The sequence below is a fragment of the Streptomyces sp. NPDC031064 genome (assembly GCF_055570965.1).
The window spans coordinates 1,446,462-1,468,772 of record NZ_JBVIGF010000001.1 but is presented as its reverse complement, the minus strand read 5'-3'; the positions used below and the strand labels follow the sequence as shown (position 1 = coordinate 1,468,772).

The 22,311-nt window shown below is 70.3% G+C and carries 12 protein-coding genes and 1 pseudogene; 7 read left to right on the top strand and 6 right to left on the bottom strand.

Annotated elements, in window-relative coordinates; translation table 11 throughout:
* Window positions 1-208: 208 nt before the first annotated feature.
* The 5 genes from ACZ46W_RS06160 (at window position 209) to ACZ46W_RS06140 (ending at window position 7,762) form a co-directional block, all read left to right on the top strand.
* Window positions 209-1,672: a DUF4192 domain-containing protein gene (locus tag ACZ46W_RS06160; RefSeq protein WP_468332018.1), complete on the top strand. Its 1,464-nt coding sequence runs from the start codon at window positions 209-211 to the stop codon at window positions 1,670-1,672.
* A 220-nt stretch (window positions 1,673-1,892) separates the two neighbouring features.
* Window positions 1,893-3,824 carry a glycogen debranching N-terminal domain-containing protein gene (locus tag ACZ46W_RS06155; protein ID WP_468332015.1) on the top strand — a complete coding sequence of 644 codons (1,932 nt, stop codon included), beginning with the start codon at window positions 1,893-1,895 and terminating at the stop codon, window positions 3,822-3,824.
* Between the two features lie 151 nt (window positions 3,825-3,975).
* Complete coding sequence (locus ACZ46W_RS06150) at window positions 3,976-4,746, top strand: NUDIX hydrolase (protein WP_366129708.1); 771 nt, start codon at window positions 3,976-3,978, stop codon at window positions 4,744-4,746.
* Between the two features lie 108 nt (window positions 4,747-4,854).
* On the top strand, window positions 4,855-6,714 hold the full coding sequence (locus tag ACZ46W_RS06145) for an ATP-binding cassette domain-containing protein (RefSeq protein WP_468332011.1): 1,860 nt from the start codon (window positions 4,855-4,857) through the stop codon (window positions 6,712-6,714).
* 160 nt (window positions 6,715-6,874) lie between these two features.
* Window positions 6,875-7,762, top strand: a complete 888-nt coding sequence (locus ACZ46W_RS06140) for a FadR/GntR family transcriptional regulator (RefSeq protein WP_468332008.1) — start codon at window positions 6,875-6,877, stop codon at window positions 7,760-7,762.
* A 429-nt stretch (window positions 7,763-8,191) separates the two neighbouring features.
* On the opposite strand, the gene ACZ46W_RS06135 is transcribed toward ACZ46W_RS06140, so the two are convergent.
* Window positions 8,192-8,359 carry a hypothetical protein gene (locus ACZ46W_RS06135; protein WP_179166852.1) on the bottom strand — a complete coding sequence of 56 codons (168 nt, stop codon included), beginning with the start codon at window positions 8,357-8,359 and terminating at the stop codon, window positions 8,192-8,194.
* On the opposite strand from ACZ46W_RS06135, the gene ACZ46W_RS06130 reads away from it, so the two are divergent.
* Both ACZ46W_RS06130 and ACZ46W_RS06125 read left to right on the top strand, forming a co-directional pair.
* Window positions 8,292-9,839, top strand: a complete 1,548-nt coding sequence (locus ACZ46W_RS06130) for an RNA polymerase sigma factor (protein ID WP_468332005.1) — start codon at window positions 8,292-8,294, stop codon at window positions 9,837-9,839. The genes ACZ46W_RS06135 and ACZ46W_RS06130 overlap by 68 nt on opposite strands.
* 796 nt (window positions 9,840-10,635) lie before the next feature.
* Window positions 10,636-10,785 (top strand): annotated as a pseudogene (locus tag ACZ46W_RS06125) (RNA polymerase subunit sigma-24); the annotation flags it as partial.
* A 52-nt stretch (window positions 10,786-10,837) separates the two neighbouring features.
* Here ACZ46W_RS06125 and ACZ46W_RS06120 read toward each other — a convergent pair.
* From ACZ46W_RS06120 to ACZ46W_RS06100, 5 genes are all read right to left on the bottom strand, one after another.
* Window positions 10,838-11,371: a hypothetical protein gene (locus ACZ46W_RS06120; RefSeq protein WP_468332002.1), complete on the bottom strand. Its 534-nt coding sequence runs from the start codon at window positions 11,369-11,371 to the stop codon at window positions 10,838-10,840.
* 55 nt (window positions 11,372-11,426) lie between these two features.
* Window positions 11,427-12,398, bottom strand: a complete 972-nt coding sequence (locus tag ACZ46W_RS06115; protein WP_468331999.1) for a hypothetical protein — start codon at window positions 12,396-12,398, stop codon at window positions 11,427-11,429.
* Between the two features lie 120 nt (window positions 12,399-12,518).
* Window positions 12,519-15,869 (bottom strand): DUF499 domain-containing protein, encoded by a 3,351-nt coding sequence (locus ACZ46W_RS06110; protein ID WP_468331996.1) that lies wholly within the window; start codon window positions 15,867-15,869, stop codon window positions 12,519-12,521.
* 79 nt (window positions 15,870-15,948) lie between these two features.
* On the bottom strand, window positions 15,949-18,732 hold the full coding sequence (locus ACZ46W_RS06105; RefSeq protein ID WP_468331993.1) for a DUF1156 domain-containing protein: 2,784 nt from the start codon (window positions 18,730-18,732) through the stop codon (window positions 15,949-15,951).
* Window positions 18,729-22,169: a helicase-related protein gene (locus tag ACZ46W_RS06100; RefSeq protein WP_468331990.1), complete on the bottom strand. Its 3,441-nt coding sequence runs from the start codon at window positions 22,167-22,169 to the stop codon at window positions 18,729-18,731. Before ACZ46W_RS06100 ends, ACZ46W_RS06105 begins: the two co-directional genes overlap by 4 nt.
* Window positions 22,170-22,311: the final 142 nt, after the last annotated feature.

Here is a 22,311-nt window from a genome sequence, read left to right as displayed (position 1 = left end):
CCATGCAACAGCACGGGTCTGACAACTGGCGAACCAGCGGCCGAGCGTCGGCCGAGCCGCGCACGACGCGTCGCGCCGCGCGCCTATACCAGCCCGGCACCCCGCCGCGCGAGCGAACCGTCGGGCCTGTGGACAGCGGCGTTGCTCAGTGACCCACGGTTATCCACAGGGGTCGACGGCCGACGTCGATCGCGGGACCGTCGTGACCATGAACAAGCATCACGACACCACCGGACCCGCCGACGACCAGCAGCAGATCACCCTGCGCGGCCCGGCCGAACTGGCCGACGCGCTGCCGTACATGATGGGCTATCACCCCACCGACTCGATCGTGATGGTCGCGCTCCACGGCGACCGGGGCCGGTTCGGCGGCCGACTCAGGCTCGGCATCCCGCGCTCACCCCGGGAGTGGCCGCCCGTCGCCGAGCAGCTCGCCGAATGTCTCATCGAGGGATGCGAGCGGCGCGGCTCCCGGCCCGACGGCATCGTGGTGTTCCTGTGCCAGGACCCGGCCGAGGGCGAGACCGGCCGCCGCGTCATGGAGCGCCTGCGTCCGCTCGCCCAGCGCCTGCGCACCGCCTGCGGCACCCTCGACGTCCCGGTGTACGAGGCGCTCTGCATCTCCGACGGCCGCTTCTGGTCCTACTGCTGCCCCGACACCCGCTGCTGCCCGCCCGAGGGCAATCCGCTGGCCCTGCCCGGTACGTCGGTGATGGCGGCCGCCGCGGCCTACGCCGGCATCCAGGTACGCGGTTCGCTGCGGGACATGGAGGCGCGGCTGCGGCCGTGGCGGTACGAGAAGGCGGCGGCCGCCGAGCAGCTTCAGGCGCTCGACTCCACCGGCGCCGCCCTGGTGCCCAGAATCCTCGACCAGGACGGCCGTGACGCGGTGCGCGAGGAGACCGTCCGGCTGGCGGAACAGCTTGCGAAGCGCCTTGCGGACGGCCCGCGGATCATGGACTCGGCGGCGGCCGACGCCCAGGACGACGCGCTGATCGGTCATGACGAGGCGGCCGCGGTCATTCTCGGGCTCCAGGACCGGGAGACCAGGGACAGGGTGGCGGAGTGGATGGAGGGGGAGGAGGCGGCCCCGGCCCTGCGGCTCTGGCGGGCACTGTCCCGCCGCTGCGTGGGGGCCTACGTCGAGCACTCCGCCGCGCCACTGACCCTCGCCGGCTGGGTCGCCTGGTCGACCGGAGACGAGCCCGCCGCCCGGGTGGCGCTGGGGCTCGCGCTGGAGGTCGACCCCGAGTACGTCTTCGCCAGGCTCCTGCACCAGGCCTGCAACGAAGGCCTCGACCCCGAGTCGCTGCGCCGGTGCCTCCGCCAGGAGCGCGACGCGCGCGCCGCCGCCGACACACGGGCCGATGCCGGTGCCCCGGCGGCGTCCGGCGGAGAGTCCGGGTCCGGTGCCCGGGCGGCATCCGGTGGACGGCCCGAAGCCGGTGCCCGGGCCGGTTCCGGCGCGGGCTCCCGGTCCGGTGTCCGGGCGGTGTCGGGCGCGCGTACGGCCGGCCGGCGTATGAGGCCGCGGCCGGTGCGGCTGCCGGCCGCCGGGAAGGGCGGCTCCGGTCCGCGTCCCGAAGCGGACGGGCCGCACGGGGCCGCGGCCCGTGCCCGTGGCCGGGTGGCGCGTCGCAGCGGAGGGCGCGGGAGCAGGAGCGGGCGATGACGGCCGTGACCGGGACCGGGGTGGCGCCGTTCCCCTCTGTGGCGGAGTCGCCCGACCCGTTCCGTCGTACCTCCAGCGACTGTCCGGAGCGCACAGAAGGCTCAGCACACCACCCATGGACCTCACTGTTCCGTCCCGGCACCCCAGCCCGCCGTCCCGACAGCCGTCCGCCGGACTCGCACTCCCGGGTCCGGGGCGGCCGCCCGGTGAGCTGCCGCCCGTGCACGATGCCCTCATCTGCGTCGCCCTGCCCTCCTTCGCCGTCTCGGCGCAGCACGGTCAGCTCACCGGCCAGGGCCTCGAAGGCGTCTACCACTCGGGCCGCCGGGTCCTCTCCCGCTGCCACCTCCGCGTGGCCGGCCGGGAGCCGGTCACCGTGCAGGGCCGGATGCTCTCCGCCGACCGCGCCCGGTTCGTCGCGGTGGTGCGCACCGCCGCGGACCCCGGACCCGATCCCGGCATCGTGGTGGAACGGTCCAGGGAGGCGGACGGCACCGAGCGAATCACCTTCCGCAGCTCGGTGGGCCGCCCCCTCCGGCTCCCCGTCGAGATCGCCCTGGGCACCGACCTCGCGGACCTGGGCGCCATCGCCTCCGGCCGGCCCTGTCCCGAACCGCGCCCGACCGTCCACGGCTCGGGGCTGCGCTGGTCGGCGCCCGACGGTGGCTGTGCGACCGTCACCGTCGACCCGCCACCCAAGGACACCCTCGCCTCCGCCGGGCTGCTGCGCTGGGAGCTGGAGCTCGGGCCGGGCGCGGCTCGCACCATCACCATCGACGTGCGGTCAGGATCCGCGCGCACCGCACGGCCCGGGGGCGGCCGGACGGCACGCCACAGCCTTCCCGACGCCCGCGCCGAGGGTGACGATCCGCGCGTGGAGAAGCTGCTCCGGGCGGGCCTCGGCGATCTACGGGCCCTCCTGGTGCGCGACCCGGCCCACCCGGCCGACCTCCACCCCGCCGCGGGCGTGCCCTGGCGCTGCGGCCCCGCCCCGGCGGAGGCGCTGTGGGCCGCCCGCATGGCCCTGCCGCTCGGCACCCAGCTCGCCGCCACCACGCTGCGCACCCTCGCCCGCGCCCAGCTCACCGGCCCCGGTGCCGGACGCATCCCCGGGCCGCTCCGCGACAGTGGCCCGCACCTGCCGCCGAGCTGCACCGGCACCGAGGCGACCCTCGCCTTCCCGGTCGTCCTGGCAGAGGCCCGGCGCTGGGGGCTGCCCGAGCAGGACCTGGCACAACTGCTCCCGGCCGCCGAGCGGTGCCTGCACTGGCTGCGCACCGCCGCCGACGAGAGCGGCCTGCTGTGCGAGCCGGGGCCCGTCGGGCTCCAGCGCGCCGAGACGCAGGCCCACGCCCACCGGGCCGCCCTCCTCGGGGCCGACCTCCTGGAGGCCTGCGGCCGTCCCGGCGCGGACCACTGGCGCGACTGGGCCCATGCCCTGCGCCACCGGTTCCGGGAGGAGTTCTGGCTCGACGACCGCACGGGAGGCCGCCCCGCCGCCGCGCGCACACCCGGGGGCCGCCCGCTGCCGCACCTGGGAGGCTGCGCCGCGCACCTCCTCGACACCGGACTCCTCGGTGGCGGCGCCTTCGCCGAGGGCCTGCTCGACAAGGTGCAGACCGAGCAGTTGGCCCGGCTGCTCGGGAGCCCGGCCATGGACACCGGCTGGGGCCTGCGGGGCCTGGGTGCCAAGGAGCCGGGGCACAACCCCTTCGGCCACCGCTCCGGCGCGGTCCGGGTCCATGAGACGGCCGTCGCGGTATCCGGGCTGGCCGCCGCGGGGTACGACAAGGAGGCGACCTCCCTGCTGCGCGGCCTGCTCGACGCGGCCGAGGCCTTCGCGTACCGGCTCCCCGAGATGTACGCGGGCGACCAGCGCACCACCGACAGCCTCCCCGTGCCGCACCCCGCAGCGTGCCGCCCCGCCGCCATCGCGTCGGCCGCCGGCGTCCACCTGCTCACCACCGTGGCCGGGATCCGCCCCGACGTACCGGCGGGCACGGTCTCCCTGCACCCCATGCGCGGTGCCCCTCTGGGCGCGATCCGGCTTTCCGGGCTGTGCGTCGCGGGTGAGCCGTTCGCCGTACGGGTCAGCAGGCTGGGGCTGGGCATGGTCGAGGAGGCCGCCCCCGGTCTTCAGCTCGGGGTGTGACCCGGTGCGCGTCCGATTCGATCACGAAGGCGGACAGGGCGGCGCGCCGGCCGTCATCGGGGAGGAACGGGCCGTCATGGGAGAGGAAGAAGTGACTGCCGGGGACGCCGGGGGACGTGTTTATCGTCAGGAAGACGACTATGATCGCCGCATGTCGCCCTACGACCCGTCGGCCTTTCCGCCCTTCGCCGTGACTGTCGACCTGGTGGTGCTCACGGTTCGCCGCCATGCGCTGTGCGCACTGGTGGTACGGCGCGGAGAGCCGCCGTTCCAGGGACGCTGGGCCCTGCCGGGCGGGTTCGTGCGGCCCGACGAGGACCTGGGCGCCGCCGCGGCACGCGAGCTGGGCGAGGAGACGGGCCTGTGCGCGCACGATCCGGGCACCCCGCTCCCCGAAGCCGGCAATGGCGCCCACCTCGAACAGCTCGCCACGTACGGAGATCCCAAGCGGGACCCCCGTATGCGCGTCGTCAGCGTCGCCTACCTGGTACTCGCGCCCGACCTGCCCGCACCACGGGCGGGCGGCGACGCCAACAGCGCCCGCTGGGCGCCCGTGGACGAGCTGCTCGACCAGGAGGGCGGTTTCGGCAGGGAGGGCGAGCAGCCGGCGCCGCTCGCCTTCGACCACGCGCGGATCCTGGCCGACGGAGTGGAGCGTGCCCGTTCCAAGATCGAGTACTCGTCGCTGGCCACTGCCTTCTGCCCGCCCGAGTTCACGGTCGGTGAGCTGCGCCGGGTCTACGAGGCGGTGTGGGGAGTCGCCCTCGACCCGCGCAACTTCCACCGCAAAGTGACCGGTACGCCGGGATTCCTGGTGCCCTCCGGCGGCACGACGACCCGTCAGGGCGGCCGTCCCGCCCAGCTCTTCAGAGCCGGCGGCGCGACCCTGCTCAACCCCCCGATGCTGCGCCCCGAGGTCTGACACCACGGGCGCCACCCTCAACCCTGCGCAAAAAGTCCGAAATATCGCGTTATCTTGCTGCGGTACCCGCCCTGCCGCCGAGCGGTTTCCTCTACCGCGGGAGAAGCGATGCTCCAGGCAATCGGACTGACCAGCACCCCCCGCCGAGACCGTCCGCCCGCCGTGGACGATCTGACCTTCGAGGCCCGGCCCGGCGGTGTCACCGCACTGCTCGGCGCCACCGGCGCGGGCAAGACCACCGCCCTGCGCATGATGCTCGAGCTCGAAGCGGGCCGAGGAGTCACCTACTTCCGTGGCCGCCCCCTGCACCGCATCGCCCACCCCGCCCGCGAGGTCGGCGTACTCCTCGGCGACGTACCCGGCCACCCCGGGCGGACCTGCCGAGGCCAACTCCGGATGCTCTGCGCGGCCGCCGGGGTGCCCGCCTCCCGGGCCGACGACATGCTCGACATCGTCGGCCTCGCCGGTCTGCGCGACCAGCGGCTCGGTGCCCTCTCCCTCGGCATGGAACGCCGACTGGCCCTCGCCGCCGCCCTGTTGGGCGACCCGCACACCCTCCTGCTCGACGAACCCGCCGCCGGACTGTCACCCCGCGAGCACAGTTGGCTGTTCGGCCTGCTGCGCGCCCACGCCGCCCACGGCGGCACCGTGCTCTACACCACCGCCGACCCCAAGGAAGCCGCCCGCACGGCCGACCACGTCGTCACCATCCACCAAGGGCGGCTGGTCGCCGACCAGGACGCCGCCGCCTTCGCCCGCACCCGGCTGCGCCCCCGTGTCGCCGTCCGCACGCCACACGCCGCCCGACTCGCCGCCGTCGTCAGCCGCGAGGCGCGCGCCGCTCAGCGCTCCGTCGAAGTGGTCGCCGAGGAAGGCAACCGGCTGTGCGTGTACGGCAGTGACTGCGCCGAGATCGGCGAGACCGCCTTCCGCCACGGCGTCCTCCTCCACCAACTCGCCGACGAAACCGGCGACACTGGCCCCGCCCCCGCCCCGTCCCCGGCGGCAGACCCCTCCGCCCCCACCCCGGCCCCCGCCCCCGCACCCGTCGCAATCCCCGAACCCACCGCACCCCCCACCCCGGCCCCCGCCCACGCCGACGCACCCCCCGAACCGGCGCCCCGCCCCGGGCCGAACACCGGCGGCCCGTCGCCCCAGCCGGCGCCCCCGCTCGCGCCCAAGCCCGTACGCAGCCCGCTCCGCCCGTTCCGGTACGAGGTGCGCCGACTCCTCGGGGTGCCCGTCACGCCCATGACCGCCGTCGCGGTCCTCGTCGCGTCCACCGTCCTCGCCGTATTCCTCGCCCGTTCCGGCGGCACCCCCCTCCCCACCGCCCTGGCCGCCTGGCCGGGGCTCCTGCCGCTGCCGCCCGCCGCCCTGGGCGCCGGTCTGCTGGGCGCGCTGTCCTTCGGAGACGAGTACCGCCACCCCGTCCTCTCCTCCGGCCGTGGCACCGTCCCGCGCCGCCTCGGGCTGCTCCTCGCCAAGCTCACCGTCACCGCCGTCACCGCCCTGCTGCTCGCCCTCCTCGTCGCCTTCGCCGACCTCGGGGCGCTGCGCCTCGTGTACGGCGGCGACGTGATCCCCGTACCGGAAAACTGGCCGGCGCTCTGTGCCGGTTGGGCCGGGCTCTCGGTGGGCTGCGCCTGGGCCGGGCTGCTCGCGGCCGGGCTCTTCCGGGCGACCGCCGCCGGAATCGCCGCCGTGCTCGCCGTGCCGGTCCTCATCGCCCCGCTCGTACAGCTCGTGCAGAAGACGCTGGTGGGCCCGTCCGTCCGTTCGATCGCGGGTCTCCCCGCCAGGTTGCGCGAACTGGCCTGGACGCAGTGGCCGTACGAGATCGACCGCCTGCTGCTGGCGGCGGCGCGACTGGTCGCCCAACCGGTGGGCGCGGCACTGGTGTTGTCACTCACGGCTCTGGCGTGCGCTTATCTGTTCACCGGGCTGCGGCGGAGAGCTCGTTGGTGACCGAGCGGTGACCAAAGCGCTCCAAACGGTCACAACTCCCTTGGAAATTGCCCGGTTCCTTCCGATAAGGCGTCAATTGAAGAGCGAGCGCCGATCACCCTTTCGTGTGCTTTTCACCAAAGACCTCAAGGGTCGTGGAAGCCGCGCCGACAAAGGATGCGTGAGTACCCTTGCGCACACCATGATGACCGCCGCCCGCCCCGTGGAGACCGGCCTCACGGCCCCGGGCGGACTGGACCGCTACCCCTACACGGAGGCCCCCGTCGCCGACCGCGTCGGGCCTCCCGCCTGGGAGGGCGCCGACACGGAGTTGGGCCGGGTGGGCCGGCGGACGGCCGGCAGCCGCGGCCGTGGACTGCACGGCCAACTCGTCCAGCAGCTCGGCCAGATGATCGTCTCCGGCGACCTGGGCGCCGACCGGCCGCTCGTACCCGAGGAGATCGGCCAGCGCTTCGAGGTCTCCCGTACCGTCGTGCGCGAGTCGCTGCGCGTCCTCGAGGCCAAGGGGCTGGTCAGCGCCCGCCCCAACGTCGGCACCCGCGTCCGTCCGGTGAGCGACTGGAACCTCCTCGATCCGGACATCATCGAGTGGCGCGCCTTCGGCCCCCAGCGTGAGGACCAGCGCCGGGAGCTCAGCGAGCTGCGGTGGACGATCGAGCCCCTCGCGGCCCGCCTCGCCGCCGGTCACGGCCGCGAGGACGTCCAGCAGCGGCTCGGCGACATGGTCGAGATCATGGGCCACGCCTTCGCCCAGGGTGACGCGATCACCTTCTCGCGCGCGGACGCGGAGTTCCACAGCCTGCTGATCCAGCTCGCCGGCAACCGGATGCTGGAGCACCTCTCCGGCATCGTCTCCGCCGCCCTCCAGGTCTCCGGCGCCCCCGCCATCAGCTGTGACCGCCCCAGCGAGCCCTGCCTCGCCCACCACGCGCGCATCGTCGACGCCCTGGCCACGGGTGACGGCCCGGCCGCCGAGGCAGCCATGCGCCAACTGCTGACGGTGCACCCTGAGGTGGAGCGGGTCGTCCCCGCCCCCCGCGAGCACTGAGCCGCTCCAGCATTGAGCGGCCCGAGCACTGAGCCGCTCGCACGCTGAGCCGCTCGCACGCTGAGTTGCTCCAGCACTGAGCCGCTCCAGTACTGAGCCGGCCACAGCGGCAGGCCGTCCGGCGCCGTGGGTCACACGGTGTGTCCGCCTTCGCGTACGCGGCGTGTGTCGCCGGGCCCCAGGGACCACCCGAGGGGCCCGGCGCGCCTGAACCGCGGCACGGCCGAGCCCGTACACCCGAGGGAAGAGAGGGATTCGGCGGCACGATAGGGGGTGACCTCCGGTTCTGGGGGTATTTGGATGCATACGGGGTGTGACTCGGGCCACGCGGATTGGGCGTAACGCTCCTCGACGCCCTGCGATGACCTAAGAGGTGACAGCCGAGGAGGGAATACAGCCGCCGTTCATGGCGCTGTGCACCTCCGAGGTTCAGCCCGCGTCGTCGGCACATCCCCAGCCGACGGTCGTCGGCTCCGGCCCGATCATGGGCGGGGCCGGAAGCCGTTTCCATCGTTCCGAGAGGTTGTTCGTGTCGGCCAGCACATCCCGTACGCTCCCGCCGGAGATCGCCGAGTCCGAGTCTGTGATGGCGCTCATCGAGCGGGGAAAGGCTGATGGGCAGATCGCCGGCGATGACGTGCGTCGGGCCTTCGAGGCTGACCAGATTCCGCCAACCCAGTGGAAGAATGTTCTGCGCAGCCTCAATCAGATCCTCGAGGAAGAGGGTGTGACGCTGATGGTCAGTGCAGCGGAGTCGCCGAAGCGCACCCGCAAGAGCGTCGCAGCGAAGAGCCCGGCAAAGCGCACCGCCACCAAGACCGTCACCGCCAAGACGACCGTGACGAAGTCCGTCGCGGCCGCCGCGGCTCCGGCGGCCCAGAGCGCGGACGCGCCGGCCGACGAGGCCGGTACCCCTGCCAAGAAGGCGGCAGCCAAGAAGACCGCCGCCAAGAAGACGGCGGTGAAGAAGACCGCCGCGAAGAAGACCACCGCCAAGAAGACCACGGCAAAGAAGGACGCCGACGAGGTCCTCGAGGGCGAGGAGCTGCTTGAGGACGTCGCGCCCGGCAAGGGTGAGGACGAGGAGGCCGAGGGCGAGAACAAGGGCTTCGTGCTCTCGGACGAGGACGAGGACGACGCGCCCGCGCAGCAGGTCGCCGTCGCCGGTGCCACGGCCGACCCGGTCAAGGACTACCTGAAGCAGATCGGCAAGGTCCCCCTCCTCAACGCCGAGCAGGAGGTCGAGCTCGCCAAGCGCATCGAGGCCGGTCTGTTCGCCGAGGACAAGCTGGCGAACTCCGACAAGCTGGCCCCGAAGCTCAAGCGCGAGCTGGAGATCATCGCCGAGGACGGCCGCCGCGCCAAGAACCACCTGCTGGAGGCCAACCTCCGCCTCGTGGTCTCCCTGGCCAAGCGCTACACCGGCCGCGGCATGCTCTTCCTGGACCTGATCCAGGAGGGCAACCTGGGTCTGATCCGCGCGGTCGAGAAGTTCGACTACACCAAGGGCTACAAGTTCTCCACGTACGCCACCTGGTGGATCCGTCAGGCGATCACCCGCGCCATGGCCGACCAGGCCCGCACCATCCGTATCCCGGTGCACATGGTCGAGGTCATCAACAAGCTCGCGCGCGTGCAGCGCCAGATGCTCCAGGACCTGGGCCGCGAGCCCACCCCGGAGGAGCTGGCCAAGGAGCTCGACATGACCCCCGAGAAGGTCATCGAGGTCCAGAAGTACGGCCGCGAGCCCATCTCGCTGCACACCCCGCTGGGCGAGGACGGCGACAGCGAGTTCGGTGACCTCATCGAGGACTCCGAGGCGGTCGTTCCGGCCGACGCGGTCAGCTTCACGCTCCTCCAGGAGCAGCTCCACTCGGTGCTCGACACGCTCTCCGAGCGTGAGGCCGGCGTGGTCTCCATGCGCTTCGGCCTGACCGACGGCCAGCCGAAGACGCTCGACGAGATCGGCAAGGTCTACGGCGTGACCCGTGAGCGGATCCGTCAGATCGAGTCCAAGACCATGTCGAAGCTGCGCCACCCGTCGCGCTCGCAGGTGCTGCGCGACTACCTCGACTAGAAGTCGATCGCGATCAAGGCCCTGGCCTGTACTCATGCGCAGGTCAGGGCCTTTTTCGTCGGAGCGCAGCGCTCCTACCCCATATTTCGCGCGTGAAGTCATATGCTAGTGACATAAGTGCAAGTCTGGACATAGCGTCGCTTCTTGACTCTTGGCTGCTTCATCTCACCGCCGAGCGGAAGAGCGTGCAGGGGCGGAAGACCTATGGCGACGGAGTCCGGGCGTTCCTGCAATGGCGCGGTGAGGCGGATCGCCCTCCGGTCCTCGACCGGCCGACCGTGAACGCCTTCGTCTCGGCCTTGCTGGACGGAAGAGCAGAGGCTTCCACGGCGCGGTCGCGGCAGCTGGCCGTGCGCCGCTCTCCGTGTGGCCCGCCGAGGAGGGCGAGATCGCTGTCGATCAGCTCGTGAGTCTCAAGCCGCCGCAGCTTGACCACAGGGTCGTGGAGGAGCTCGACGATGACCAGTGCCGGCTGCTGATCAAGGCATGCGCTGGGTGTGATTTCCGTGACCGTCGCGACGAGGCCCCAGGCAAAGAGAGCCGCAGCGACCACTTGCCGGTCCTCTTCGCCGCCAGCACACGCAGCGACGAACTGCCCAAGGGTGGGGGGTGGGGTCACGACGCATCTCCGGGCCAGCGGTCGACCCCCGACCCGTCGACCGTTTCTCTCCCCGATGTGAAATTCCCACATGGTGCAGGCTGATCACATCCAGGAAGCCGACCAGGCCCATCGCACTGCGTCCAGCAGCGACGCCACAGAGTTTTGCCCATCGTCGGGGCTGGACGACCTCACCACCCCCGTCACGCCGCGGCGGCGGCCTACCTCCAGGAGCGAGACGGCGTCTTCGTGACGGCGGCACGGCTCTACGCCGAGCCGGCCCGGAAGGCATTCAACATCGCCAAGCGTAATTACCTGACGAGCCAGGCCGCCCTGCTCAACACTCGCTGGCGTCACTGGCGGGTCATCGATCAGTGGCTGTGCGGCTGCTTCCTGCGCGTCACGTCCGTTGTTGAGGCTCCGGCCTATCTGCCAGATCCCGGTCCGTGGCCTTGATCACCGCGTTGAAAAGCCAGAGCAGCCGATACGACCGAGTTACCCCAAGCAGAAGCGCTGCCTCCACCATCCAGTGGACGCCGCCGGGATCGGCCGCCGTGGTGTCCAACGCTGTAGCCAATAGGCAGACACCCGAGACCAAGAGGGTCGCCGAGAGAATACTGACCCAGTTCCGCCGGAATTGGGATGCCAATGGCGCGGCAGTGCGCAGCGTCCGCATACGCCTCCCCGTAGAAGCTGCGTACTGCGAAATTGCCGCTGTGACGAAGCTGCCGACCAAGGCTACGACGGTGGCGCCCGTCGTGTAGATCTGCAGGCGCTGTGCACGGTCGGGCGCGCCGAGGATGTCGCCGCGTCCGGTCAGTGCAACCAGCAGACCATGCGCACCCAGGATGAGCGCGGTGAGCCCCCAGTCCGCTGCTGGCCGTGATCGCCATCGGTGCAGCACTCCACGTGTTGTCTCCACCAGACTAGGCATTCCCGCCCCTCCCCGTGCCGCCCCCACAGGGCTTTCGCCCTAGCTGTCTTCCAGGCTAGATGTCGGCACTGACAGCGGCCCGCAGTACTCTTTCGTGCTCATGGGAGACCCGCTCCAGCTTGTTCAGGGCCACTTGGAGGTCGATGGCGTGGCCGTCGCTGGAGGAGAACGGCACGACACATTTCGCGGTGATGCGCTCGCTGACGAAGTCGATCTTCTCGTCATCGGCCTCGCTGTGCCACGCCTCCATGCGGGCGCGGGCGGCGGCGGCGTCGACGATGTCCGAGTTGTCCAGCCAGTCCTCGACGTCGTTGGCGAACACACGGGTGGAGTCGAGGAGCCGGTTGTGCCCGCGGGCGCGGCGGCGAGGCGTGAGGGCGCGGGACTTCTTCGGCACTTCCAGGGTCAGGGTGATCACCATATCCGGGTTGTCCTCGTGTAGACGGCTGAGGGCGGTGCCGAGGTCGGAGCTGGCGCGCAGGGCGGTGGGACTGTCGTACGGCTCAGGAGCGATCCGTACGTTGAGCCTCTCGATGGCCACGGCGTGCTGGAGCTTCTCCCGGGAGCGGGCGTTGACCACCGGTCGCAGCTCGATGTTGCGCACGTCGGGGACGACACGCACATCGTTGAGCCAACGCCTGATGGCTTGGGCTCGGGGTGCCGAGATTCCGCCGGCCATGGTGGCGATGACGTTGCCGAAGGGCAGGAAGTACACCGTCGTGACGTCCACCAGCTCCTTGTCGGCAGCGAGTTGGAGACGGCTGATCGTGCCGTCGACGTGGTCGATGAGCTGCGGCACGTCCTGGCGACCCTTGGCGAGGAGCAGGTGCGGGGCGGTCTGGTGGGGGTCCACGGCGCCGATCAGGATGTCGTCCCCCGAGCGTGCGGTGCGCTGCGGGGGCGGCTGGCTGCACAGCGCGCGGATCCGCTGAGCCCAGTCGCGGTGCGGGAGGCGGGAGTGCGCCGGGGCGTCGGCGTCGGCAATCTCGTAGAAGTGGACGATTCTGTCTCGGTTGCGCGCGGCCATGCCTGAACTCCCCCGTACGGTTTCGAACGACATTGGCCCACCAGCCTACCGAGAGCACCCGTGGGTCCCGAATCGATTAGGTCGGGCCGGGCGAGGACCGCCTCGCCCGGCCTGTCGGCCCTACTCCTCCTCAAAGTGGGCTTGCAATTTCAGGGTGTTGGCATTCTCGGTGAGGGTACGCACCTTGTCTGCGGGGAAGCCCTCCGGCGCTGTCGCATGGATCTCGACCGTGATCTCGACGTCGGCGCCGATGGCTTCGAGGTGCTGGAGGATCTCGAAGGCGTACTTGGTGGCCTGCTTGCTGTACTGCTCGGTATCGAGACGGGCATGGGCGTAGAAGCGGGTCGGAATCCGGGGCAGCGGGGTCGGTGCCGTAGCCGGGGCACCCGGCACAGGGCGCGTCTGAGTCGCTGTGCCGCTGCCGCTGCCGCTGCCGCCGTCGTCGGTCTCCTGCGGATCGGCCGGTTCCGGCCGCCGGGCGGCGGCCGCGGCGATGTCGGCCGTCTCCTGGGCAAGGGCAAGGTCGGCCCGCACCAGGAGGGTGCCGTCGGTGATCTGGCCGAAGGAGACGCCTCGGCAAGGCAGGACGAGGCCCTGATAGCGGCCGGCGGCGGGGTCGTGGCCGGTGGCGAGGGCGAAGCCGTCGTTCTCCCAGGTGATGTGGTTCAAGACGTCCTCGATGCCCTGGTCGAGGACGCTGCGGTCGCGCAGCCGGTTCATGTAGGGGTACTTGGTGTGCAGTTCCCACAGGCGGCCGACGGAGATGTGGCCGTCGCGGTTCCAGTCCTGGGCCAGCGCGTCCGTGATGCGCTGGTGGAGTACGGCGGGGGCCTGTTGAAGGTAGAGCATGCCCTCGCGCCTGAGGCGGTCACCGACGTGGGGGGCGGCATCGTCGATGGTGGACAGGTCGACCTTGATGTCAACCCACTCGATTTTGGCTCCGGGTGTCTGCTCGGGGATGAGGACCCACCGGTAGGCCTTGGCGAGGCGGAGGCCCACCGTTTCGTCGGCCCTCTCCATACGGGTCCTGGCCTGCGTCTTCTGGCTGTCCGTCAGGTCGAGCTGGACGTGCTGCTGGAGGACCTCCTTCCAGCCCAGGTACTCGCGGACGGCCTCGGCGACCTCCTCGATCTCCTTGCGGTCGGGTGCGAGGAAGACGAGTGCGTTGCGGTGCTGGCGGGTCCCCGAGCGGTATTGGTCGAGGGCCTCCTGCGCGAAATGCAGGGCGTCGGTGTCGGGTACTCCCTTGGCGCTGCGGTGGGTGAAGCGGGGGTGCAGCAGGACCAGGCGGGCGGTGTCGTTGTCCGCGATCTCACTGGCGGGCAGGGGGGCGACGTGGACACCGTTGAAATTGCCCCGCACGCTCTGCAGGGGGCTGAGCCGGCGCACCACGTCCGCCCACACCTTGTCGGGGTCGTCGAGGAGCTTCTCGGCCTCGTCCTTGGCGGTGCGGGTGATGTTGGCGTGGGTGTCGTACCAGTGGCGTTCGCCGTCGCCGTAGAGGTAGGTGGAGCGGTCGGCGAGGGCGTTGAGAGCGGTGCGGAAGTTGCCCAGCGGCTCGCCCGGGATGGCCATGCCGAGCCGGATGTGTGCCTCGGACAGGCCCTTGCGTGCGGCGTGCACGCGGGGCGCGGAGCCCATGAAGACGGTACGGGCGACACGGCGGCTCATGCCGCGCTGGCCGAGGACCGTCTTCTCGGCGTCGACGGCGGCAGGGGTGGAATCGGGCCCGTCGACGTCGGCGTCGATGATCGGCTTCCAGCGGTCCTCCAGGTAGTACGTCAGCTCCTGGTTGACGCGGGTGTCGTGTATGGGCACGTCACCGGGCATGATCATGGGGCTCCGGTTCTGGTCCCGCCACAGGGCGTGGATGACAGTGCTCATCAGCCGAAGCACGCCGCGGGTGCGCTGGAACTTGGGAAGCGTTGACCAGTCCTCGTACAGCCGGGCGAACAGCTCCGGGTGGATCGGGTACGTCGACTTAATGCGCCGCTCGTAGTCCATGGTGTCGCAGCCGGCCGGGAACTCGCGCTTCTCGGTGCCGTAAAACTGCGTGTAGAGCCGCGCCACCTTGTTGATCTCGGCCTGGACCTCGCTGGTGGCGGTCTGGAAGAGCCGACGGCGCACAATCTCGAAGGACTCGTCGGGGCTGGCCGGCCGCCAGTCTTCAGCCTTGCGGTGGACGACGTTCTGCAGACGCTCCAGCGCCACGCGGTTGTTCTCGCCGCCGATGTCGTACTGGTCGGCGGCACTGATCTCACCGGTCACAGAGGCCGGGATGGAGACCAGCAGCTGGGCCCCGTCGACGGAGGCCACGGCCTCGGTCAGGGACTGCGCGAAGGCGAAGTGCGTCTCGAAGGAACCGGCGGGCAGATTGTCGTTGCCGAGGAGGGGACCCGCGTACTGCACCCATTCATCGATGAGGATGACACAGGGCGCATACGCGGCGATCAGATCCTGGAGCAGAGCGGTGCCGGGGCTCGTGCTCGTGCGGTCGGCCTCGGCAATGATGTCGTATGCCTGCCTCCCGCCGAGCCCCCAGGCGAGCTCGCCCCACATGGTGTTGACCCTGGTGCCGTCTGGCTTGGGTTTGGTCTGGGCGAGGCCCAGTTCCGTGCCGACCAGTACTGCCCGGTGCACCGGCCCGCCGGGCAGTCCGCCGCCGGGCGCGGCGGCGATCAGCTCCTGCAGGTCCTGCGGCAGCCGGCTCACCTTGAGGCCCGGCGCATACAGGTGGTACAGCGCCATCATCGAGTGGGTCTTGCCGCCGCCGAAGTTCGTCTGAAGGTTGATGACGGGCGCGGCGTTCGAGTCGCCGCTGATCCGGCGCAGCGACTTGGTGAGCAGTTCTTCGAGTCCTTCAGTGAGATACGTCCGCTGGAAGAACTCCTCGGGTTCGGTGTACTCGGTGGCGCCCTCGCCACGCGCTACCCGCCACAGGTCAGCTGCGAACTCGGAGGCGTTGAAGTCGCCGCGTGCCACGTCCGGGTGAGGGGTGAGCACATCGCGCCAGGGCCGTAGCCCCTCGGCGGCCACGCTCGGCACGGCACGCGCACGGCGGGCCGCCTTCTTGGTCTCCTCCTCGGTCACCTGACGTTGCAGCGTCTGCCGAGACTGCCGGATCTCGTCGACGAGCTTGGCGTCCGCGTGCACGGCCTGCAGCAGCCGTTCCCCCGTGTCCAGCGCCCGCAACGTGTCGTCGGCGGAGAACGACGCGCTGTGCGCCCACCGGTTGTGAACGTCGTTCAGCTCGCTGGCGAACCCGCGAGCGCTCCCCGGCAACAGGTGCCGGAAGTAGCTGCTCCAGTACCGCTGAAGAAGATTCAGCAGGAACTGCGGATCCTGCTTGCCGATCTGCCTGCCCTGGCTCCTGGCCTCGCTCTCCGCGTCCTCGAACCAGGTGTCGCCCTGCCGCTTGACCATCTCCCATTCTATGAAGGGCAGAAGTCCTTCCGCGAGAGTTTCGATCATGCGCTGAACGCGGTCTCGGTTGCTCACCGCCATGGTGCGGGTGTCCTGCCTTTCCGGCCGTTGAATCTTGTGCGGGCGTTCAGAAGAGAGGCTGGTGCGTGGGCTTGCTCGGGCCGCGCTTCTCGGCTGCGCGCGCCTCCGTCTGGAGATCGGACCACGCGCTGGCCAGGTTGTTGAATCGCTGCCCGCTCTCCGACCAGCGGCGCCGATCGCAGATGCTGTACAGCAGGTGGGCCAGGTCGCGGATGGCGTCCTCGTCGAACTCCCCGCGCCGTCGGATCCCGGCGAGCAGCTCACCGGCTGGCCCCAGGCCAGACCCGGAGCCCTTGCCCTCGAGCAGCCGGGACAGATGCATGGCCGCCTCCCATACGGAGATCCGAGTGTCGGTCTCTGGGTCGTACGACTCCGGCAGATCGGCCGGGGCGACGAGCCACACCTTGCTGTCCCCGGACTTGGTGATGTGGGCGTCCTGGAGCCCCTTCACCGACACGTTGTACGCCTTCGCCAACGTCTCCGCGTCCCCGAAGGCGCCCTTCCCCCACTGGAACTGCTCGAACCAGCGGATCGCCCACCGGGTGTCCTGGTCGAACTCGCCCTCCTGCTCGTTCAGTACGTCGGCCAGCACATCGTTGATGAGCCCGAGCGCGGTGCGTACGCGCATCGGAGAGCCGTCGGGTTCGGTGACCTTGGCATACCGGGAGAACACGGCGATACCGGGGCCGATCGCGGACTGGGGAAGGTCGACGGGGGCCAGGTTGCCCTCCTGCAACTTCCTCAGCTTGTCCGGAAGTTCATCGCGCAGGGCGCGGAGGAAGCCGCGACGGTCGGTGGTGCCAGCGGTGATATGGCGGGGGCGGCAGGCGAGGACTACGGAGGAAGCGAGGGCGTTGGAACCGATGTCGCGGGAACGGCCGGTGCGCTCCGTGCGGACCGGCCAGGTTCCGGTGACCGACCAGCCGGCCTCAATGAGGCCGCTCAGCAGCGTCTCCCAACCGGTGGACGCGGTGCCATCGACGGCATCGGTCTCCGACTGCTTAAACGCGTAGTACACGGCAAGCGGGTAGTCCGGGTGATGCCCCGCGCGCATGTGCGAGAACGTCTCGACGAACCCGCGCTCGAAGTGCCGCTCAGCGGCCTCCCAGTTTCCGTTGTGGCGGAAGGGGGTGGCGATGAGCTCAGGCTCCTTCGGGGTGAGGATCGTGCTCATGACCTCGGGATAGACAGAGCCGAGGGAACGGCGGAGCCAGACGTAGAAGAAGTCGGCGAGGTCGGCATAGCCGATGTTGTCGTAGTAGGGAGGGTCGGTGTTGACGACGTAGTGGTCGTAGGTGCGGGTGGTGGCGTCGGCTTGAGTGACATGTCCTGGAACATCGATCGCTGGCAGTGTGTCCAGTACTCGTCCAGCAGTTGCAACGGACACCTGCAGGTCACCAGCAGCGTCGGCGAAGGGGCTTACTTCCACGAAGTCCCATGCCATGGGAATGGCTTGGCGTGCGAAGAGATTCCGGGCCTGGTCGCGACTGTTGGACCAAGTAACGATGGAGTTGTTCAAGTCTGCAGTTCTACTGAACGCCAGCGCCAGATATAGCGCCACCGCCTTCGCATACTCTGCCGCCTCCGCCTCCCCCATACCCGCATTCCGCGCGTTCCGCTCAACCCTCTCGCGGGCCTCGCCGACGAGGTCACTGAACGTGGTCAGCGCAAGCAGCTGCCGGTTGGTGAACAGGTCCGCATGCTTCCGCATCCCGTACCCCTGAACCCTGAACCCCAACGCCTGCTCAGGCAACTCGGACTCGGGCACGTCAACCGGCCGCCCCACATTCGCCGCCCCCACATGCTCCGCTGTAGGCGGCAGATACACCCGACGCCGCTTCCCCTCTGCGACCACGGCCATCATCACCGCGCCCATGCGCCCGGCCACGCCCTCGGCCCGTACGTACTTAAGCGTGGCCCGGTCACCGCACACCAGGCACTCGGCACCCTTGCCGTCCACGGTCCCACCGCGCGGCTCACCCTCGGGACCGCCGATCATGAAGGTCACCGTCCCGCCCTCTGTCTCAGGGACGACGTACGCGGGCCGGTCCTTCTTCTTGCTAAGCCAGAACGACCGCACCAACGGCATCTCCACCCCACAAGCTGGGTTAGGGCAAGCCACGGTCCGCGCCCACAACCACGCAATAACCGCCGCCTCGCTGCCGTCCTCCAGCTTGGCCTTCGGATAGTGGGTGCCGATGCGGGCGTACGCCTGCTCTCGCATCCACCTCCCGTACTGACGTACATCCTCGGCCAGCCCGCTCGCCCCAGGCCAGTCGTCGGTACGCAGCTCGGCGTTTGGGGAGACGGGCCGCCGCCCAGCCCACCTCGGCGGAATCTCGATCAGCGCCTTGTTGATGACGACCGGCACGGGATTTAGGTCACTGGCGTGCGCTTCAAGGCCGAGCCGATGCGCCTCCAACGGAATCGTGCCGCCGCCCGCGAAGGGATCGAGCACAGGCGGGGCCGAGCCGCCGTTGGACTCGGCGATCTTCTCGCGAACCTTGCGCATGATCCGCTCGTCGCGGGTGGCCTCCCAGGGGACCATCTCCTCGATCAGGTCGAACAGCTCCTGCCGCGCGGCCTTCTGCTCCTCCTCACCGGGGTACAGATCGGGCCGAGCGGACGGGTCGTCGACGAGCTGGGCGAACAGCATCGCGCGGGCTGCGGCCAAGGGACGCCGGGCCCACCACAGGTGGAGCGTGGATGGATGTCCGTGGCGGATGGACTTCTCCCGCGCGGACTCCCGGTTGATCGCCTCCAGCGGGAGGGAGACCTCGATGAGCTTCGTGCGGCGCTCCGGGGCCGTCTCTTCCGTTGCACCGCTCACTGCGGGTTTCCTCCCTTGTTCCAGGCGTCCTGCCACGACAGCAGGAGGCCCTCGGTCTTCAGATCGCCGAAGTCGGTGTCGGCGAAGGCGTTGGTGAGGTAGCGAATCTCGTCGTGTTCCGGACCGTGCGGGCTGACGGAGACCAAGGCGAGACGGTGGTGTTCGCCCCTGTTCTTGGCGACGAGGACCTCGTTGCGGCTGACGTAGAAGTGTTCCGCGCCCTCCCTGCGGCCCTTGACCTCGATGTGCACGAGGTGACCGTCAAGAGTAAGGGAGCGGATGTCGTAGCCGGGATTGTTGTGGGCCATCTCCTCTGGGACGCGGCCCAGGCCGCGCTCGGCACCCAACACCGCGGCGACCGCGCGGCGGTCGGTCTCGTAGCCGTCGGCGGCGCGCAGGGCGTCCAATACGGCCCTCTCCGCCGAGGTCTCGGCGGGACCGAGGTGACGGGCGAGCCAACCGACGGGGACGACGAGCGCGCAGCCGGCGACGACGGGCGGCCGGGCCTGGAGGGCCTGGTCCTTGTCGAGGGTGGCGAGGCGCTGCTCGCGGCGCCGTTCGAGGTCCTCGGCCCAGGCGCGGGCGGTCTCGGGGCGGTGGCGGACCTTCTTGCCCTCGGCGAGTTCGAGTTCGAGTTTCCCGGCCTGGGCGTACCAGAAGCTGATCTCCTGGCGGAGGCGCTGCTCGACCTGGGCGCGGGTGCGGTCGATGACCGGCAGCAGGCGTTCCCGGGACCGGGCGAGGTGCTGGGGTACCGCCTCTCGCACAGCCCAGTCCATCGCGCGGGCGGGGCCACCGTCGCGCAGCCAGTCCTCCTTGAGCAGGACCGCCGCCGCCTCGGCTTCTCTGGGCGTGGGCGGACGGTAATCAAGGTAGGGGGCAGGGCCGGCGTCGTGCGCAGTGCCGTCGGGGTGGAGTTCCACGAAGGCGAAGGAGCGGTCGACCGAGCGGCGGTGGCCGTCGACGATGTCCTGGACCAGCGCGGTCAGCAGCCGAGGGCGGGTGCCTGCGTCGGAGGCATCGACGAGGACCGTGCCCCGGGTGAGCAGGTCGCCGTGGCGGTGGACCGTCTCCTCCAATACGGCCTCGAAGAGCGGATGGCCGGGGGCGATCAGGTCGGCGCGGGCGGCGCCCGGCACGGTGACGCGATCGCGGTCGAAGCAGACGCGCTCATAGCGCCGCTGCACGACCCCACCGAGGCCCTGCCCGAAGCGCCCCGTGTCACGCAGGACGGCGGGTATGTGGGTGATCTCGTAGCGGCCGCTTTCCCGGGCCCTCAGGTGGCCGCCGAGGCGGTCGAAGGCGTCACGGAAGAAGGCCCGTACGTAGTGCGGGTGCAGCCGCTTGGCTTGGGCCTCCTCCATCCGCAGCCGTACCGCTTGGACGTTCTCCAGGCCCATCACATGGGCGTCGAGTGCCAGACCCTTGATCAGCTCGACGGCGCGCTCACCGACCCGAGCGTCGATGACCTGGTCGAGCCTGCTCTTGGTCTCGGGCTGGTCGCCGTAGCGGATGGCCTGGAGGAGGAGGCCGCGGAGCGGTTCGCCCTCGAAAAGCTCCCCCAGGACGTTGTAGACCTTGCCCTCGTACGCCTTCGACTGCTGTTCGATCTTGTCGAGGAGCCGTTGGAAGACCTGGCCCTCGCGGGTGTCGGCGGCGACCAGGTTCCACAGGTGACAGACCTCGGTCTGGCCGATGCGGTGGATGCGGCCGAAGCGCTGCTCGATGCGGTTGGGGTTCCACGGCAGGTCGTAGTTGACCATGAGATGGGCACGCTGGAGGTTCAGGCCCTCGCCGGCGGCGTCGGTGGCGATGAGGACGCGGACGTCGGGGTCCTGGTTGAAGGCGTCACGGATGTCGCGGCGGTGCGGACGCGGGGTACCGCCGTGGATGGCGACCACCGCCTCCGGGCGGCCTATCAGGTTCCTGATACGGCGGCACAGGTAGTCCAGGGTGTCGCGGTGCTCGGTGAAGACGATCAGCTTGCGCGGCACGCCCTGCTCGTCCCGCATCAGCGGTTCGTCCTCAATCAGCCCGGACAGCTCCCGCCACTTGCGGTCGTCGCCGGAAGCCAGGACCCGCCCCGCAAGACCCTCCAGCTCGCGCAACGCGGCGATCTCCAGCTCCAGCTCCTGGAGGGTGCGGGCGGCAGTCGCGGCGTCGACGACCTGCTCCTCCAACTCCTCCAGCTCACCGCCGGTCAGGTCGTCCAGCTCGTACTCGGCCGGGACGGACGGGAGGGCCGGGACAGGCGCGACCAGGGGCTGACCCGACAGCATCTCCTGGCGCCTGGCCTCCAGCCGCTGCCGCCTGCGCTCCAGGGAACGGTGGATCGCCGCCGGACTGGAGGCGAGGCGGCGCTGGAGGATGGTGAGCGCGAAACCGATCTGGTTGCCGCGCCGCCCGTCCAGCCGCTCTGCCCGGTTCATCTCCCGGCGGACGTACTCCGTGACCTGCTCGTACAGTTCCTGCTCGGCGGGCGAGAGGTCATAGGGCACGGTGTAGGCGCGACGCTCGGGGAAGAGCCTGCGGCCGTCGAAGGTGAGCAGGTCTTCCTTGATCATGCGACGCATCAGCCCGGACACGTCATGCCGGTGGATGCCCGCCCGGTACCGGCCGCTGAAGCGGTCGCTGTCCAGCAGAGTCATGAACAGCTGGAAGTCCTCCTCCTTGCCCGCGTGCGGGGTGGCGGTCATCAGCAGTAGGTGCCGGGTGAGCCGGCCGAGGAGGCGGCCCAGCTCGTAGCGCTTGGTGGTCTTCAGCTCCGTACCGAAGTAGCTGGCGCTCATCCGGTGCGCCTCGTCGACGACGACCAGGTCCCAGCCGCTCTCCCCGAGTAGCCGCTTCAGGTCGTCGGAGCGGGCCAGGCCGTCCATACGCGCGATGAGCCGCGGGTGCCGGTCGAAGACGTTGCCGTCGATCGTCGTGTCGATCAGCTGCCGGGTGAGCAGGGTGAAGTCAAGGCCGAACTTCTCCAGCAGCTCGTCCTGCCACTGCTCGACCAACCCGCCCGGCGCGACGATCAGGCAGCGCTCCAGGTCGCCGCGCAGTGCCAGCTCCTTGATATAGAGCCCGGCCATGATCGTCTTGCCTGCGCCGGGGTCGTCGGCGAGGAGAAAACGCAGCGGGGTGCGCGGCAGCAGCTCGTTGTAGACAGCCTGGATCTGGTGGGGCAGTGGGTCGAGGAGGCTGGTGGACACGGCGAGCATGGCGTCACCGCGCGCCGCCATCCGGATCCGTAGCGCCTCGGCCGCCAACCGGAACAGTCCGGGATCCGCGTCGAAGCCACTGCCCTGTGCTCCTGGGGTCACCTCGGCCAGCCGGTACGCGTCCTCCTCGTAGAGGATCGTCTCCTCCACGGTGCCGTCGGGGCGGCGGTACGTCACCTGGGCAGCGGCTGCTCCGAACATCTGCAGCGCGACGATTGCGACGTCCACGCCGGGGGCGATGCCTGCCACCACCCGGCCAGAGGTGAGATCTTCAAGCCGGAGGGGGCTTGGTCCAGACAATCCTCAGCCTCCTGCCGACTGAAACCCCGTGGTCATGCGTATAGTGAAGTCCAATGATGCCTCAGCTGGG

Coding starts and splice junctions, on each gene's coding strand:
- ACZ46W_RS06135 (WP_179166852.1), bottom strand. CDS start 8,359: ATGAGCGCCATCACAGACTCGGACTCGGCGATCTCCGGCGGGAGCGTA.
- ACZ46W_RS06150 (WP_366129708.1), top strand. CDS start 3,976: ATGTCGCCCTACGACCCGTCGGCCTTTCCGCCCTTCGCCGTGACTGTC.
- ACZ46W_RS06120 (WP_468332002.1), bottom strand. CDS start 11,371: ATGCCTAGTCTGGTGGAGACAACACGTGGAGTGCTGCACCGATGGCGA.
- ACZ46W_RS06145 (WP_468332011.1), top strand. CDS start 4,855: ATGCTCCAGGCAATCGGACTGACCAGCACCCCCCGCCGAGACCGTCCG.
- ACZ46W_RS06110 (WP_468331996.1), bottom strand. CDS start 15,869: ATGATCGAAACTCTCGCGGAAGGACTTCTGCCCTTCATAGAATGGGAG.
- ACZ46W_RS06160 (WP_468332018.1), top strand. CDS start 209: ATGAACAAGCATCACGACACCACCGGACCCGCCGACGACCAGCAGCAG.
- ACZ46W_RS06115 (WP_468331999.1), bottom strand. CDS start 12,398: ATGGCCGCGCGCAACCGAGACAGAATCGTCCACTTCTACGAGATTGCC.